Annotated in this window: 11 protein-coding genes; 1 reads left to right on the forward strand and 10 read right to left on the reverse strand. The window is 30.1% G+C overall.

Annotated features, from left to right (window positions below; genetic code table 11):
- Window positions 1-7: 7 nt before the first annotated feature.
- The 9 genes from HKP59_RS03385 to HKP59_RS03425 form a co-directional block, all read right to left on the reverse strand.
- Window positions 8-4,987 carry a LamG-like jellyroll fold domain-containing protein gene (locus tag HKP59_RS03385; RefSeq protein ID WP_291803442.1) on the reverse strand — a complete coding sequence of 1,660 codons (4,980 nt, stop codon included), beginning with the start codon at window positions 4,985-4,987 and terminating at the stop codon, window positions 8-10.
- Between the two features lie 288 nt (window positions 4,988-5,275).
- Window positions 5,276-7,729, reverse strand: coding sequence for a TonB-dependent receptor (locus tag HKP59_RS03390; protein ID WP_291803444.1), 2,454 nt, complete (start codon window positions 7,727-7,729; stop codon window positions 5,276-5,278).
- A 2-nt stretch (window positions 7,730-7,731) separates the two neighbouring features.
- On the reverse strand, window positions 7,732-8,448 hold the full coding sequence (gene recO / locus HKP59_RS03395; protein WP_291803445.1) for a DNA repair protein RecO: 717 nt from the start codon (window positions 8,446-8,448) through the stop codon (window positions 7,732-7,734).
- A gap of 2 nt (window positions 8,449-8,450) precedes the next feature.
- Entirely contained in the window at window positions 8,451-10,745 is a 2,295-nt protein-coding gene (locus tag HKP59_RS03400) for a hypothetical protein (RefSeq protein WP_291803447.1), read from the reverse strand.
- 519 nt (window positions 10,746-11,264) lie between these two features.
- Window positions 11,265-12,590: a histidine kinase gene (locus tag HKP59_RS03405; protein WP_291803449.1), complete on the reverse strand. Its 1,326-nt coding sequence runs from the start codon at window positions 12,588-12,590 to the stop codon at window positions 11,265-11,267.
- 3 nt (window positions 12,591-12,593) lie between these two features.
- Complete coding sequence (locus HKP59_RS03410; RefSeq protein WP_291803451.1) at window positions 12,594-13,334, reverse strand: LytTR family DNA-binding domain-containing protein; 741 nt, start codon at window positions 13,332-13,334, stop codon at window positions 12,594-12,596.
- Window positions 13,335-13,414: 80 nt separating this feature from the next.
- Window positions 13,415-13,693: a hypothetical protein gene (locus HKP59_RS03415; RefSeq protein ID WP_291803453.1), complete on the reverse strand. Its 279-nt coding sequence runs from the start codon at window positions 13,691-13,693 to the stop codon at window positions 13,415-13,417.
- A 260-nt stretch (window positions 13,694-13,953) separates the two neighbouring features.
- Window positions 13,954-14,610, reverse strand: coding sequence for a hemolysin III family protein (locus HKP59_RS03420; RefSeq protein WP_291803454.1), 657 nt, complete (start codon window positions 14,608-14,610; stop codon window positions 13,954-13,956).
- A gap of 25 nt (window positions 14,611-14,635) precedes the next feature.
- On the reverse strand, window positions 14,636-15,394 hold the full coding sequence (locus HKP59_RS03425; RefSeq protein ID WP_291803455.1) for a lysophospholipid acyltransferase family protein: 759 nt from the start codon (window positions 15,392-15,394) through the stop codon (window positions 14,636-14,638).
- Between the two features lie 78 nt (window positions 15,395-15,472).
- Here HKP59_RS03425 and trpS point away from each other — a divergent pair, with 78 nt between their 5' ends.
- Window positions 15,473-16,441, forward strand: coding sequence for a tryptophan--tRNA ligase (gene trpS, locus HKP59_RS03430; protein ID WP_291803457.1), 969 nt, complete (start codon window positions 15,473-15,475; stop codon window positions 16,439-16,441).
- 65 nt (window positions 16,442-16,506) lie between these two features.
- Here trpS and HKP59_RS03435 read toward each other — a convergent pair.
- The coding region (locus HKP59_RS03435; protein WP_291803459.1) for an aldo/keto reductase at window positions 16,507-16,923 on the reverse strand (417 nt) is incomplete at its 5' end.

A 16,923-nucleotide genomic window follows, 5' to 3' on the forward strand; every position in this document is an offset into this window, starting at 1 on the left:
TAATGTATTAATTCAATACAATTTTTTTAGAAATAATACCATTTATGGTTTTGAATTTTACAATATAAACACCAGAAGATTTTTGAATTGGAATTGAAAATTCCCTATTGGTAAAATGTTTATTCCAATTCTCTACCATTTGGCCTAAATAATTGTATAAGGTAATTTCAATAATCTCTGTATCAACAATTCTTTTTACGCATAATTCGGATGATTTATTATTCATATAAACAAGTATTCCGTCCTTTAGTGTTGCCTCTTCTAGTGTTTTTATTCGTGGCTGAAATGTTAAAGCAAACCTCTCTAAATACTCTCCGGCAGGTAAATAAATTTCAAAGATTTGATTTTGAATGTTATATGTTTCTCCTGTTAGGTAATCTTTTATATAGATTCCTGTATCCGTTTCATCAATATTTTCTAAAGAATCAATACTAATAGTAATTTTTCCTTCTTGCTCAGTTTTTAAACCAATTGGAAATTCTTGTTTCTTATTGAAGTTAGGAACGCCTTGAATTACAAATTTAGATTCATCAATGATCCAAAACATATCTTCGGTTCCTAAATCAGCTATTGGAGCATCGTATCCAATATTAAAATCATTGGTCGTGTTTTCATCAACACCTATTAGTAATTGTCTATGATATCCATTTGGAGAATCGAACATCAATCGAATTTTTTCTCTAGTATCAATTGTGCTCTCAGCTAAATCTTTACTTTTTGCAGCAGCTGATTTAAAAAAGACAGATCCATTTCCTGCATTTGGAACTTCAATTTGAAATATTCGTTGACTATTCTTAAAAACAATACTACCCCCATCAACAGTAGTTGTGGTTCCCGATATGGTTGAAGGCAAATAAGCATTTACAAAAAATCCTTGACTCACAGGAATGTATCTTTCAGGTGTTTTTCCACCGGTACTCATATTGTGATTAATTCTACTATCATTTGAAATAGCTTGTGTTCCTCCCATTAATGTATATGTTGCATAACCACCTACATACTCTGCTAAATTATGTGAGTTCTCTTGACCAAAATGATGCCAAAAATATAGCGCTCCATTGAATATATTCGCGGTATTCCTACCAACTTTACTATTAATTGTTTCTTTAATATTGTCTTTAATAAACTCGTCAGCATCAATTGCTGATGGATACGGATTTCCAATTAATCTGTTATTACCCAATGCAATTGGTAATGTAATATCTCCATTATTTGGTTTTCCTTTAAATACATAGTTTTGATTGGTGGCTAATAAACAAGCACCAGAAGAACCTTTCATGGTATATCCCTCACCTGCTAATAAACTCGTATTTTGATCTATGGAAATCCATGAATCATAGTCGTCATTTGTTCCATTATATGTAAACAACCAATACGAACTGATGATAATGGGACTAGTAACTCCGGTATCAGCAGCTGCATATGATGGTTGAAAATTAATAGCTACAGGAGTTGATGTATTTGTTCCATCTTCTAAAATTCCTGAAACAGAATTATTGCTATTTATACTTGGCGTTCCTATTCCTCTTGTACTAGTATTACCACTAATAGGACCAACAGAAGACGACCAATAATTATAATTAAAACTATTAGCTGTTCCTTGCTGGTCTTTTTCAATATAACCACCACTATCTATATCTAAGATAGATCCTTCAGTTTGTATTAATTGTGATTCGCCTATCAAATCTAAAGCTCCATCTAATTCGAAATAATGTGTTACTGTTAAACTTTGACCACTATTATTTTCATCTAGAGCCTCCAAAGGTTCAGCCATTGATAGTTTTCCAGCCGTAGAAATGAATCCTAAAATGGTAATATCTTTATCTCCTGAGGAAATATTATGAGCTGTTTGCACAATATTCCAATCTATTGGTGTAACTCCATCAATAATAGATGTACTATTAGGTAAGTCTTGTACTAAGTTGTTCAACCAAGTTGCTGGAGTATCCCAAGCTCCGTCAGCATCTGAAACATATGGAAGCGGAGCTGTTTGCCAATCAACAGTATCTAAGTTTCTTAAAGCTCCTTGGTTATTATTTCCTGAGGCATCATTTGTATTTGTATATGTGTAAACTGACATTGGATAATATCCTGCTAAATCGGTCCAAGGAATAGTTGATACTTCATTTTTAGTGATGGTTTTTGGTATCACTTTTCCATTTACAAAAGTGCCATTATCTTCAATTTCTTGATTCATTACATAGTGTAACTGATCAACCGTTAAAGCTATATCCCAAATTCTAACCTCATCAATATTACCTTCAAAAAATGCTGTTGGGGTATTTTTACCGGCTGCGGCAATATGAAAATTTTGGGTAGTTGATACTGGATTTGATAAAGATGCCGCAGTATCTAATACCCCATCTATAAATAAACTTGCAGTACCTCCGCTATAAATTACGGCAACATGGTGCCATTCATCTTGGGGAATAGTAGTGTTAGAAGTAATTTTTTGAGCACCTAAATTACCCCAAGACATTTCAACTTTATTGGCAGGAGATATTTTAAAATCGTAGCCTTCTGTATAGGCAGCATCTCTTTTTGAAAGTATTGAAGTATTTGTTGATCCTACTCCTCTCTTTATCCAAGAAGAGACTGTAAATTCTGAAGGGTTTAAATCTAGTACATCGTCCATATCTACATAATCTACAACACCATCGAAATATATTGAACGTTCAACCACAACTTCGGGAGAATATCCAAACGTAATATATTTCGTACCATCAAAATCATAATCTGTATATAGATTTCCTGATATTTCTGTCAAAACTCTATAGTCTGCTGTTGGGTCAAAAATATCAGTATCAGATATAAACATTAAATAGCTTCCTGGAGGACTTATGTTTCTAATGGCATTTTTAGGGATACTAATTTCTACTTTTGAAACGTCTCCTCCTGTTTCTACAACTTTCCAAATTCGTTGCATTCCTGTAAAAGAAACTGGAGTTGATAATCCTGAAATTCCATCACTCATGTCTACATTTATAGTTGTAGCTGCAAGGTCTAAATTTGCGCCATTATTTCCCCAAACCAAAAATTCCTTATCTACGAAGGTATTTGTTGCGTTAGTTGCAATGTTCTCATTATTTGTTGTATAAATATCAGTTAAACCAATAGTTAAAATACCTTCAATGGGCCCTGTTACATCAGTAGCATTATTTACACTACTTGATTGTTTTTGGTTTAATTGTGAATTATCATCTCTACCAATACCAGCAATATCAAAATTATAACCAGCATTTGCAGATTGATCCCAAATAACATTTCCCGAAGAATCTACATAATCTTGACTTGTTCCGTTAACCCCTAACGTAATTCCATATTTTATGGCTAGATAACTCTCGATTCGATTTCGTTCAGTTGTATCATCTTGTCTTGATGAAAAGGTTATTATTTCAACAATTCTTGCATTAGTTGCTGCCTCATAACCTTCACTTCTACCTATCCAATAACGTGAGTTACTTACATTTGTAAAATATGATAAGTTCGCTTGAATAGTTTCAACATCGTTTGAGTTGTAATAAAGTTCTTGCTGGGTATTTCCTACATTATTTCTAGCATTAATAATTCCAACATTATCATAATTATTTGTCCCTATTACATTCTCAGCAACTCCATATTCACCGCTAGTACCAATACAATAACTTAAAGACTCATTAGTAAATCTCGCTGAATATTCACCAAACCCTACTCCAGTTACATCTTCTTCATCAGCTAAAATATCTTCATCTCCACAAAATAAATCCATATTTAAACCCGCATTACTAATTGGTGTATCTGGTAACACAACTACAAACAAATCTTGTGTATACATCCCTGAAGAACCAACTAAAAAATCACCTCTTAAATCATCAAATGAGAAGTCAGTATCCTTTGGTGCTAATAAAATACTACTATCAAAATCAACTACAGGGTTAAAATTTATATTGTAATCTTTATGATCTCTATAAGTTGGCTCTTGTCCGGCTAAATTTACAGTTGCATCTGAACCTCTTCCCTGATCTGACCATAAAGAAACACTTTGCCCATCTGAATAACCTAATCCATCATTTGCTTTTAACCAAAGCTGTAAATCTGTTGTTATCCCTCCTGGCCCTTTTGTTAAAGCTGCAACCCCTATTCCTTGAATTGTAAAACTGTATGGATCTTCATCGGGATCATTACTAGCAATTGATATAGTTGCTGTTACATTTGAAGTTAATGTAGGTGTAAACCTAACTGTAAAAGTTAAATCACTACCTCCGCTAGCTATACTCGCTGCACTTGGTTGTGTTAATATTGTAAAGGCTACATCTCCACTAATACCAACTATTGGAGAACCTGTTAAATTAAGTATTGCAGTTCCTGTATTTTGAATTGTAAATGTATGATCAGAATTTGAGCCAATATTTGTAGATCCAAAATCAGTTTCATCCGTAAATGATGGCGATGAATCTCCATCCGTAATTGTTACTCCATTTCCTAAAATATTAATTTCAGGACTCGATAATATACCTGTTACTAAAATATCATCAATACCCCAAGTCTCATTTGTATGGGTATTTAGTACTTTTATTCTAATTTTAATGGATGAACCACTTAATCCTGTTTCAGAAGCAACTCCCGTAAAGTTACCAGTTACTGAGCCATTCGTGGTGAATAAAACTTCTGGGGCCGAATCAAGAATATAATAAACTTCTACATAATCTGTAGCGTCTAAAGCAGCTGCAACCGCAATAATATCAACACTTAGACTTACATTTGAATACCCGGATATATTTATTGATTCTGTTTCTAAAATTTGCTCAGCATCAAGATTATTCCCTCTAAATTCATTAGAGCGAACTTCAAAGTATCCATTAGCAGTTCCAGTTGCAGTCCACCTATTCGAAGTCCCAACAGTAGTACCGTCAGAATATGTAAAATCTTCTTCCCAAATTGTTGTTTGAGAAAAAGTTAGTAGCGGAATAAATACAGCTAATATTAGAAAAGTAACTATTTTTTTCAAAACATGGGGCGTGATGCTTTCTAAAAATTAAATAAATACAGTTAATAATGAAATTAACATAGTATAATTTTTATGAATTTAAAATTCATAAAATAGTATGAGTCGGTTCTTGTGTAGTGTTTATTAGTATATTTTGCAGTGCATAGGCAAGGGGCTTTGGACATATAAAGGTAGTACAAAAACAACTAACCTCCTAATTTTAAATGAAGTAATTTTAAATGTATGGTATTAAATCAAAAATAAATGGACTGATATTAATAATAAATGGAGATATATTTTTTTAACAAATTAAATATTTATTAAAAATGAAACAGAAATATTTCTGCCGGGTGCACTAATTGCAGATGCGAATTCTTTATAGTGAATGTCCAATATATTATCAATGTTTAAGAATGCAGTAACACTACTGTTAACCCTATAATTTGAATTAATATTAAACGTATTCCAACTTGGAGTACCAATATAGGTATCTGTTAAACTATTATAAGGTGTTTGCTCTTCGTTATCAATTCCTTCTATTAAATTATAATCTTCAATTTTCTTTTGAGCATTAAACCTCCAGTTTAAACCAACTTGCAAGCGCTCTGTGCGGTAATTTAAATTTAAATCACCAAATAGTGGAGGTATTGAGGATAATGGTAAATTAGTATCGTATGCTTTTCCTTTCGTATATGTTATAGATCCATTAGTGCCCCAATTTGAATTTAAATCACCTCTAAAGCTGAAAGTGCTTCCAACAATGTACGCATTGTCTTTATTCACATTTGCCATTACATTACCTTCTTCACCGTTATAAATAATAGTTGAAGAGTTATTGATTTCAAAGAAATCGCGTGTAATATAATTGTCTAAAAGCGTGTAATATAAATTTAAACCAGTATTAAATTTTCTATTGTTAAAATATTTTAATAGACCTGTTTCAAAACTATAGGCATATTCTGGCTTTAAATATATATTTGGCACCGTTACATTGCCCGATTTTTCTCTTACTTTACCAATATCATCAATATTAGGGGATCTAAATCCAGAAGAGATTACACTGTTAAACTGCCAATCTAAGGTTGGTTTATAAACATATCCAATTGTTGCAGTAACAGCTGAATTGTTTAATGAAATATCAAAATCTGGTAAAGTTATAAACGTATCTTCTATCCAAGTTGCATTTAGCTGTGTGTTTACAAAACGAATTCCTGTGTTAAGCGTTGATTTACTACTAATGTCTTGTCTGTAATTAACATAGGAAGCTGCGCTTGTGTAAGTACTACCTCCATCAGGATAGCGAGATTGCTCTACAAATTCTTCTCCTAGGCCTATAATAGAATTTCCTTGCACCTCTAAAGTTTTACCATAAGCTTTGGAAGCTACTTCATTATGAGCAACTTCAAAACCATAAGAGAGAATTCTATCATTAGTTTTGGTTAGTGGAACAAAAAAATCGCCATTTAAACTAAAAACATTCAAATTTTCAAAAGAGTAATAACGATTTAAACTTGACAGTCTTCTATCAACTCTTGATTCTTCAATATTTTGAAATGCAGCTGTTATTGTTCCCTTTTGAAGCCATTTTTTGTTAGGTTCAAGTTTTAATTGTGACGATACTAACAATCTGTTTTGAGGTCCATAATACCATTCAGCAAATCTTAGTTCATCACCACTATAGGTTGCTAAATTATCAAACCTATCAATATTAGATGATGAAGAATACTGAAAATTGAAAATTATATCACTCTTATTTGAAAGTGGAATGGCTATTTTTTGTAAAATATCAGTTTGTTTATAAGCAGTATTTTTTTGAATACTACTATTTGGATTCACTGCGGATGTAGGGCTGTAAAACGTATTACTATTTGTTGAATAATCAAATACCCTACCCCAATCATCAAAACCGTGAGTTCTATTTGTACCCATTTTTATATCACCAAATTCACTGTGTGAAATACTTGTATAAGAGGCCCATTTTTTATTTCTAAATTCAATATTCCCTTCAGTAGTAAACTCGTTATTAACAGAACTGTAACGAGAATAAATTGATGCATTAACTTGTTTTATATCACTAACTTTTGGTGTTTTAGTGAAATAATGAATTACACCTCCTAAAGCGTCAGAACCATAAATTACAGATGATGGTCCAAAAATAACCTCTGTCCTTTCAATAATATTTGGAGAAACTGTAATTGAGTTTTGTAAATGACCTGTTCTATATATAGCATTATTCATTCTAACGCCATCAACCACTAATAATATACGATTGGCTTCCATTCCTCTCAAAACAGGACTACCACCGCCCGATTGCGTTTTTTGTACTTTCACACCAGGTAAATTTGCTAATAAATCTGCTGATGTTTGTGGTGCAATTTTTTTAATTTCTTCTTTTGAAATGATACTTATTTGCTCTGCTATTCTACGTCTATTTTCTTTTCCCTTTGATGCTGATAAAACAATTTCTTCTAACTGTTCAGAGTACTTATTTAAATACACGATAAATTCAATGATACCTAACTCTTTCTTTAAAATTTCATACTCAATATAAGATAAATGGTTAAATGAAATTATATCTGAATCATTGAATGATGATAAATCTGCAATCCCGTGTTTGTTGGTGTACACTCTTTTATCATTTGAGTCGTTGTAAATAGTGACATTTTCAATAGGAAAATTTGTTCCCCACTCTAAAACTTTAACTTGTTGAGCTTTGACAGAAATTGTGATTAAAAAAAGAAAAATAACACTTAAAAATCTCATAATTAACTAAATATAGACCTTAATACAACTAACGATTTTGGTTTTTTAAAGCCTTCCAAATGTAATTCAAAATATTGAATTAGTATAGACAACACTTCTTGTCTATTTGAGGCTGTAAAATCAATAGTGTGTATCACATCAAAATTTATGCCTAAAAGCTTTTTAAATTGAACTAAATTATCACCTGATACACAATTAGATGTTGCCTTATTTGTGAAGGTTCCTTCCAATAAATCAAAATAAGATGCACTCATGAAATTTGTCTCTGGATAAAAGCCTAAAAATTTAGTTAAGTTTAATAAAAACAATAGATGAAAGTTTGAAATAGCAGTATGTGTATCTAACCATAAAAATGATGTCTCTAAATATTCATAAAGCGTACTATTTTGCTCTTCTTCGCGTATAGCATTATAAACTATTTCCGCTAAAAATAGCGCGATGGTTTGCTTTTTTATGTCTGTATAAATTGAATTATAAAAGCTAGAAACTTCTAAATCTCTAATTGAATTTAAACTGCCTTTCTTGTTATGGTTTGCTGCTAAAGTAAGTTGCATTAAAGGTTGAAAGTACGCCGCTTTTATTTTGGTTTTCTTAGCTTTTAAAATACCCTTAAGCATGTATGCTTTTACGCCGAAATTTTGAGTATAACAAGTTGTTATTAAACTTGTATCACCATACTTTATTGTTTTCAAAACAATTGCCTTCGTAGATTCAATCATCTTTAATTAATAATGGCAATTTTTGCTACAGCAGTTTCTATATGATCTTCAGTAATAAGCAAAACTATATAAATACCTGAAGCCACTTTATTTCCCGCTAAATTAGTTTTATTCCAAACTACCTTTCCTCCAAATAATTCATTTTCTTCCGTCGTATTTGTTTCAAATACTAAATTGCCTGCCGTATCCAAAATTTTTACATTGGTATCTTTGGGTAAATGTGTTCCATTTCTACCGTCAATAGTAATAAATTCATTCGATTTTGTTGAAGGGTTTGGATATGCATATACTTCTGGCAAATTATCTCCATAAGATGATACATTGCTATCGAATGCAACAATACCTTTATCTGTAGCAAAATATACTTTTCCTGAATTTTTATCTATGTCTATTTTTAAAATATTATTAGAAGGTAGAGGTGAATTATCTTTATTAAACGTATTTATTGTTTTTAAACCACCTGAATTTGTTTGTAGAACACCACCTGATTCAGTTGCGAACCACTTATTTTCAGCTCCATCTATGGCAATAGAATTTACAACCTGTTCTCCTAACAATTTTTTAGGAATACCATCATCTAAAATTATAATTGGTTCTGCATCAATATTGTTTTCATTAAATACATTGGCAGCGTTATAATAAACAACCAACCCTTTTTTAGTTCCAATCCATATTCTATTGTTATTATCTACTTTAACGGTTCTAGCATTTAAATCCGGCAACGCACCTTTTGTTAGTTCGGTAGTTAATGATTTTTTATAATTTCCATTCTCATTAAAAACTAACACCCCATTTCTCCGAGATCCAATCCAAATATTGGTTGTTTTATCAATTACTAGTTCGTTTAAACCAAAAGCGGGGTTAGTAATTACAGAGCTCATATCAAAACTAGACCAAGACCCATCTGGATTATATTTTTTTATTCTATTATCTACCCAAGCATTTGCAACCCATAAATTTCCTTCATTATCAAAAGCTGTTCCATTTATTCTTATGCTAACAGGACTTGGATTAGGGTATAAATTTTCTAAACCACTATTAGTATGATTCCAGTATGTTGTAATTATATCATCTTCAACTATAAACATTCCTCCTCCCCAAGAACTAATGTATACTTTATTATCTATAATAGGGTCAAAAGTAATATGAACCAAATCTATTAAGCCTACATCATTATAAGGTGTATTTAACCATTTTTCCCCGTTAAAATGACTAAAGCCAGCTCTTCTACCCAAAGGCCTATAAGAAGAGGTGTAACCACCATAAACAACCCATAGGTTATTGTCTTTAACACTTATTGAAAAAGGTAAATTTGAAACTGGACCATCTGGGTGAATTTCTTCAAAATTTGGAATATTTTGAGAATTACTTCTTAAAATTCCAAATTCTTGAGTTCCTAAATATAAGTCACTCTCAATATAAAAAGCTGTATTTAAATTATAATAAAACAAGTCATTGGCGCTTGTTGTATAATTTAAAATTTCCAAATTATTCAAATCATTTACATATACACTTCTTTGTGTACTTATTGTTAAATACGCTTCTGATGATTTAAGACTTCGTATTTCTGAAGAATATGTTTTTATTGGGACTAGTACATTGTTTTCAAAAGTGTATAAAGTGCGATTTTTGGAAATAAACACTTGGTTGTTGAAAATTTCAATAGCAGAAAAATTACCTGAATTATGTTGTGTCCAATTATTAAAATCTATTAAACTTGGGTTTTTAGTTGAAGCGGTAAAAATTCCATTTTCAGTAACTGCATAAATAGTTTCTTGATGAATTTTAATTTGATGAATTAAAAGATCAGAAGATTGATTCCCAATAAAATAAGTATCACCAAATTGCAGGTTTTCTAAATCGTACACAACTATTGCAAAAGACGTTGAAAGATAGAGCTTACCATTATATTCTGATATATTATTTATGTTCTTATTTCCTGAATAATTAAAGTTAACAATGTCTTTTGCTATAGTAATACTATTATTACTGTCAATTATTTCAAGTAATCCTGTTTCATAACCAACAATAACTTTTTGAAAAAATTTACTATAATAAATACTCGTTGTATTTTCTCCTGAAAGACCATTGATAGATGATATTTTAATAACCTCTTTATTAATAATATTATAGCTGAATAGAGCATTATCAACGATAGCATATATTTTATTTTCAGCTACTGTAAAGTCTTTCACATTATTGTAAGAATAGAAATCTTCCCAACTAGAAGAATAATCAACTTGGGCAATTGTAGAATGTAAAAATAAGAATATAAATATGTGCGTAAGTTGTTTCATAAGTTCATTCAAATATATTTATTAAAAATGGAGAGAGAAAATTTGAATGAAACTTTTCAACAAAAAAAAACCTTGAACATTGTAATTCGAATATACAATGTTCAAGGAATAAATAAATCAACCCCAAAGACTTATTTAATGTTTTAATGTAAAATGTCAAAACCCCTCTTGACATTAATACTTAACAAAGATACATTCTTAAATAGACACTTTTGTTCTAAATAAACATAATCCATTAAAAAATATATAAATGGTGTGTTTTTAGTTATAAATGGTAATTTATTATTCTTTTGAAAGTAATGGATATTAAAAATTTACAACTATTAAGTATCTTAAAAACACAATAAAACCTATTCTTTTAATACACAGCTTTTTTAATATTATTTTTATTATTAAATTTTATCATTTTAACAAACAATGCTTCTGATATATTTTGATAAACACTGAACATTTTGTTTTGTGAATTAATAAGTTTTAGGATGTGCTTTGTTAAAATTTATTAACTAAAAGAATTATTGGCTAATTTAGGGGAAATCTAATTGAAACTTTTGTTCCTGAAGCTTGATCGTTTGAAATATCTGTAGTTTGAATTTCAACTCCTTCATTCTTATGTAAAATTCTAATCCTGTTTTCTGTAGCTTTTGCTCCAAAAAATTTTCGTTTTTGAGAAAGATGAGTAATTTTATTTGTTTGATTAATTCCAACTCCATTGTCTAAAACTACACACAAAACATATCCATTATCTTCCTTAATAGATAAGTCAATTATTTTTTCACCTTCCTTTTTCATAATTCCGTGCCAAATTGCATTTTCTATAAAAGGTTGCAAAAATAATGGTGGAACTTGAATACTATCTAAATTTAAATTTTTATCAATTGTAACTTTGTAATTAAAGCCTCCTGTTACACGCATTTGCTCTAACTTAACATATAAGGCTAATATGGTTAATTCCTCTGAAAGGCTAGATGTTGGACTCGATGAACTGTTTAAAATTACACGTATGAGTTTTGAAAATTTTGTAATATAATCTGACGCTTTTTCAATTTCGTTTTTTAAAACAAAATTATTGATAGAATTTAAGGAGTTAAATAAAAAGTGTGGATTCATTTGACTTTGTAAGGTCGTCATTTTAAGCTCTTCCATTTCTTTTAACTTCACAGCAAGCCTAAGTTCGGCATTTTTACTTTTCTGTTGAATTTTTTTAATTATGGAACCAAGAATTATTGAAAAAATAATACATTGAAGAATCGCCCCTGAATAAACAAAAAACATGGGTTGTATACCATTGTCTATAAAAATCTCAGACCCTAATATAATTTCAAAAAAACTAACATTTGCTAATAACACATAAACCAACGATCCAACAACAAAATAACGCGCTGAATTATCCCTAATATTAGTAATAATGACATAATACGATACCAAAGTGAAGATCGTTAAAAGTGGAGCAATTACTGTAAATGCCATAAGCTGGAAGCTTCTCCCTAAAAACAACTGAATTAAAATAAAAACAACCGCTAGTATTAATAGTATTTTCACCTCTATTTCAAAATACTTATCCCATCTTATTAAGTGAGCTCTTGTATCTAACAAATCTCTAGCAAAAGCAACATAAGCCGCATAAGCAAAAAATTGTATAGAAAAATTAAAATAATCGTAAAAAACTGAAGCACTATCCGGAAGGATGTGCTGAAGTAAATATATTGATAACGCAAGTAGGTATAAACTGTAATACAAATAAAGTTTACTTCTATTCTGAAAAAAAATCAAAAAATGATAAATGAATAAAACAAAAAGTCCACCACGTATCCATGAATATATTTCAGAATGAAAATCTAAAAGCATTCTTTAGTCTAAATATAATTTTTTAAATAGTTCAGCTTTTCTATTTCTACTTATACTTGCTGTTAAACCATTGGTCATAATAAGTTCTCCTCCTAAACCTTTTAAATATTCTTTAATATGATTTAAATTAATCAAGTACGAATTATGAACCCTAAAAAATTCGGAAAATTGAAATTTTTTCTCAACCTCTTTTAAGGTTTTGGAAACTAATATTTGTTGTTCATTTTTTAAGAAGATAGTGGTATAACTTTTATCAGATTTTAACATTACTACATCATCTTTGTCTAATAAATACACTTTACCATCTGCAGAAATATTGATTTTATCATTACTATTATCACTTAAATTGTTTAATAATAACTTAAGTTTATCTTCTAACAAATCACCCTTTTTAGCAACTTTTATTTTTTCCATTGAAGCCAACAACTCATCTTTATCAACTGGCTTTAACAAATAATCTATTGCAGACACTTTGATTGCCTTCAAAGCAAATTCATCATGAGCTGTTGTGAAAATTAAGTTAAAATCTCTGTTTTTAACTTTTTCAATCATTGTAAAACCATCCATTTCTGGCATTTGTATATCTAAAAATACCACATCTGGTTTACTTTTATTAATAATATCAATAGCTTTTAGCGGTGAATTACAAGTTGTAACCTGCACATTATCAATGTAATTATTTAATTTCCATTCAAGAGCTTCTAAAGCATCATTTTCATCGTCAACGAGTAAAATTTGTAACATATCTAGGTATGAATGTTAAGTTAATTTTCATTAATTTTCAATGCAAGGTACAACATTTGAATATATGTTCAAAAAAGTTATTATTTAATTTTTATTTCTCTACGAATCTCATTTCCAAATTCATCAATTACAGTAATTAAATGCACCCCTTTTTTGGCTAATATTTCCATATCACGAATGCTTTGGGTTGTTCCAATAAATGTCTCATCTACATACCAGAATAATTTAATATCTCGATTTGAATGAACTACTTTCAAAAATAAATTGTTTTTTTCTCCACTGAATCCTTTTGTTAAATAAATCGTGGTATTTTCTTTTGGAAGAATAAATTCCATTAGAAATCCAGGTATCAACTTCATTCACAAGTTCAATTATAATAGGTTCTGCTACTGAAACAGCGCCAGAAGTTGTATAATTTATGTGCTTTCTAAACTAAAAAATATTATTTGTTGTTTATTGCTGATTGTCATTTTTACACGAAGCGAAAATTACACTTACTAAAAGCGTAATAATTAAATGTTGAAGTTTCATTTTAAGCGAGTTATATTGTTTAGCAAATTTCGTATGAAGTTACTAAAAATATAAAGGTCAATGTTTAAAAATTGAAGTGTTTTAATTGCTACTTTTTAATAGGTAACACATAAAAGAAAACCGCAATAAAGTGGGCAAAACTTCCTAACAAAACAAAAATATGAAAAATTGCATGGTTATACTTTAAGCCTCTAATACTATACAAAACCGCTCCAACTGTATAAAATATTCCACCAGCCAATAACCACATTAAACCTTCAAAGGGTAAATTATTGATTAATGGTTTTATAGCAAAAATCACAACCCAACCCATAAGTACGTAGGCAAACGTTGAAATTTTATCGTATTTACCAATAAAAAAAAGTTTTAATATAATACCTAGTAATGCTAAACCCCAAGAAACTCCAAAAATAGTCCACCCTACCCAACCATTTAAAACCACCAAGGTAAAAGGTGTATAGGTTCCTGCAATTAATACATAAATGGCAGAGTGGTCGAAAATATTTAATCGATATCGTAGTTTTGGATTTTGAACATAGTGATAAAATGTTGATGCTGAATATAATACAATTAAACTGGCACCGTAAATACTAAAACTTACAATATGCCAAGTACTACCATAAATAGAAGAATAAACAACTAATAATACCAAAGCAATGATGCTTAAAACCAGTCCAATTGCGTGAGACACAACATTGAATTTTTCTTCTTTTGGATCGTAATAAGTGACTTTTTTTTCTTCCATTTTTAAAGAACGATAAAAGGTTGATTTAAGTGTGTATCTCTTGCTTTTTTAAATCAGTACTGAGTTCATTGTAAATTATATCAAATGTTTGTTTTTTAAGGGAATTACTATCATTTAAAACAAGTCCTTCTGTTTCTATAAATTCATGAATTTTCACACGTAATTTACCAGGGCTTCCGCTAAAAAAAGTATATGATAATCGTTTTTTACAATCGTAAAAAGTCATTGGTACAATTGGGATTTGATGCTCAATAGCTAACCTAAATGCTCCATTTTTAAATTCACTTAAAATAATACTTTCATCTTCAGGAACTAATCCTTCAGGAAAAATACAAACATCTAAACCATTACTTAATCTCCTTCTTGCTTCATCAAATACAGCTTTTCTACTTTTAGCATCTCCTCTATCAACTAAAATACATGAACGCTTATAAAAAAAACCGAAAATTGGTATTTTAGAAAGCTCTTTTTTTCCAACAAATACAAATGGATTTTTAGTAACGGAAAGCATTACCATAATATCAATCATTGAGGTATGATTTGGGCAAAACATAAAACTTTTCTCTTTTTCTAAAACTTGAGTCTCCACTAAATCTATTTTAAAACCCATCACAAATAAAATGGTATTTGCCCAAGCTCGAGCAATTTTAAAAAAATAGGGATATAGTTTTTCTGAAGAAGTAACAATAATTAATACAGGAAAAATTGGTACTATAGTAAGTATTACCCAACATAAAAACCAAAAACGCCAAATGATATAAAAAGGGTATTTAAAAATTTTCATAAGTACCAAAAATAGTAATTTTAAATCTATTCTTAATTTCTTTTTGAAATATGTATTTTTGCCTCAAAATTTAAATAAATGTCGAGAATTTTAACAGGTGTTCAAAGTACTGGAACACCACACTTAGGAAACTTATTAGGTGCCATAATACCAGCAATAAAAATGGCAAACGATCCAAAAAACGAATCGTTTTTGTTTATTGCAGATATGCACTCGCTTACTCAAATTAAAAATGGTGATGAATTACGCCAAAACACCTACAGCACAGCTGCAACATGGCTTGCTTTTGGTTTAGATGTCAACAAAAGTGTATTTTACAGACAAAGCGATATTCCTGAAGTAACCGAGCTTTCTTGGTATTTGAGTTGCTTTTTTCCTTACCAGCGATTAACATTAGCGCATAGCTTTAAAGATAAAGCAGACAGATTAGAAGATGTAAATGCGGGTTTATTTACATATCCAATGCTAATGGCTGCAGACATTTTATTATACGATGCACAAATTGTTCCGGTTGGTAAAGATCAGTTACAACATTTAGAAATGTCTAGAGATGTAGCGAACCGATTTAATCATCAAATGGGTGAAACTTTAGTAGCTCCCGAAGCAAAAATACAAGAAGGAACTATGTGGGTTCCTGGAACCGATGGTGGAAAAATGAGTAAATCTAGCGGTAATATTATCAATTTATTTTTACCAGATAAACAACTTCGTAAACAAATTATGAAAATTAAAACGGATTCTACTCCGTTAGAAGAACCTAAAAATCCTGATACGTGTAATTTATTTTCCTTGTATAAATTATTAGCATCACCTGAACAAATTGCTGAAATGAGATCAAATTATGAAGGCGGAAATTATGGTTATGGACATGCAAAACAAGCTTTTTATGAATTACTAATTGATAAATATTCGGAAGAAAGAGCACGTTATAACTATTTTATGGAAAATCTTGATGAAGTAGATAAAGCACTGGCTATTGGAGCTGAAAAAGCTCGAAAAGTAGCTTCTGAAGTTTTACAACGTGTTAGAGTTAAAATTGGTTATTAGTAATCTACTTTTAAAAATAAAAACCTCAATTCTATAGAATTGAGGTTTTTATTTTTTAGTACTATTTAAGGTGCTGGATTAGGCTGTAACTCTTGAATTCTATCAATTTCTTCGAAAGTTTCCTTTGAAAGTTCCACGTGGATACTTGCAATATTCTCTTTTAACTGATTTATTGTAGTTGCACCAATAATATTACCTGTTAAAAATGGTTGCTGATTTACAAATGCTAAAGAAAGTTGTGTTAAACTAACACCTAATTTAGTAGCTAATTCGAAGTATTTTTGTGTTAAAAAAGTACTTTGTTCGCTGCTATATCTATTGTATTGTGGAAATAGCTTAATACGTGAATTTTCAGGTAATTTACCATTTAAATATTTTCCTGAAAGCACTCCAAATGCCAATGGAGAATATGCCATTAAACCTACTTTTTCACGCATAGCAACTTCAGCTAAATTAATTTCGAACAATCTATTTAATAATGA

This window comes from Lutibacter sp. (assembly GCF_013041805.1).
Taxonomy (GTDB): domain Bacteria; phylum Bacteroidota; class Bacteroidia; order Flavobacteriales; family Flavobacteriaceae; genus Lutibacter.

Bases quoted from the DNA above. Each gene is read 5' to 3' on its own strand.
- HKP59_RS03390 (WP_291803444.1), bottom strand. From the start codon at position 7,729: ATGAGATTTTTAAGTGTTATTTTTCTTTTTTTAATCACAATTTCTGTC.
- recO (WP_291803445.1), bottom strand. From the start codon at position 8,448: ATGATTGAATCTACGAAGGCAATTGTTTTGAAAACAATAAAGTATGGT.
- HKP59_RS03400 (WP_291803447.1), bottom strand. From the start codon at position 10,745: ATGAAACAACTTACGCACATATTTATATTCTTATTTTTACATTCTACA.
- HKP59_RS03405 (WP_291803449.1), bottom strand. From the start codon at position 12,590: ATGCTTTTAGATTTTCATTCTGAAATATATTCATGGATACGTGGTGGA.
- HKP59_RS03410 (WP_291803451.1), bottom strand. From the start codon at position 13,334: ATGTTACAAATTTTACTCGTTGACGATGAAAATGATGCTTTAGAAGCT.
- HKP59_RS03415 (WP_291803453.1), bottom strand. From the start codon at position 13,693: ATGAAGTTGATACCTGGATTTCTAATGGAATTTATTCTTCCAAAAGAA.
- HKP59_RS03420 (WP_291803454.1), bottom strand. From the start codon at position 14,610: ATGGAAGAAAAAAAAGTCACTTATTACGATCCAAAAGAAGAAAAATTC.
- HKP59_RS03425 (WP_291803455.1), bottom strand. From the start codon at position 15,394: ATGAAAATTTTTAAATACCCTTTTTATATCATTTGGCGTTTTTGGTTT.
- trpS (WP_291803457.1), top strand. From the start codon at position 15,473: ATGTCGAGAATTTTAACAGGTGTTCAAAGTACTGGAACACCACACTTA.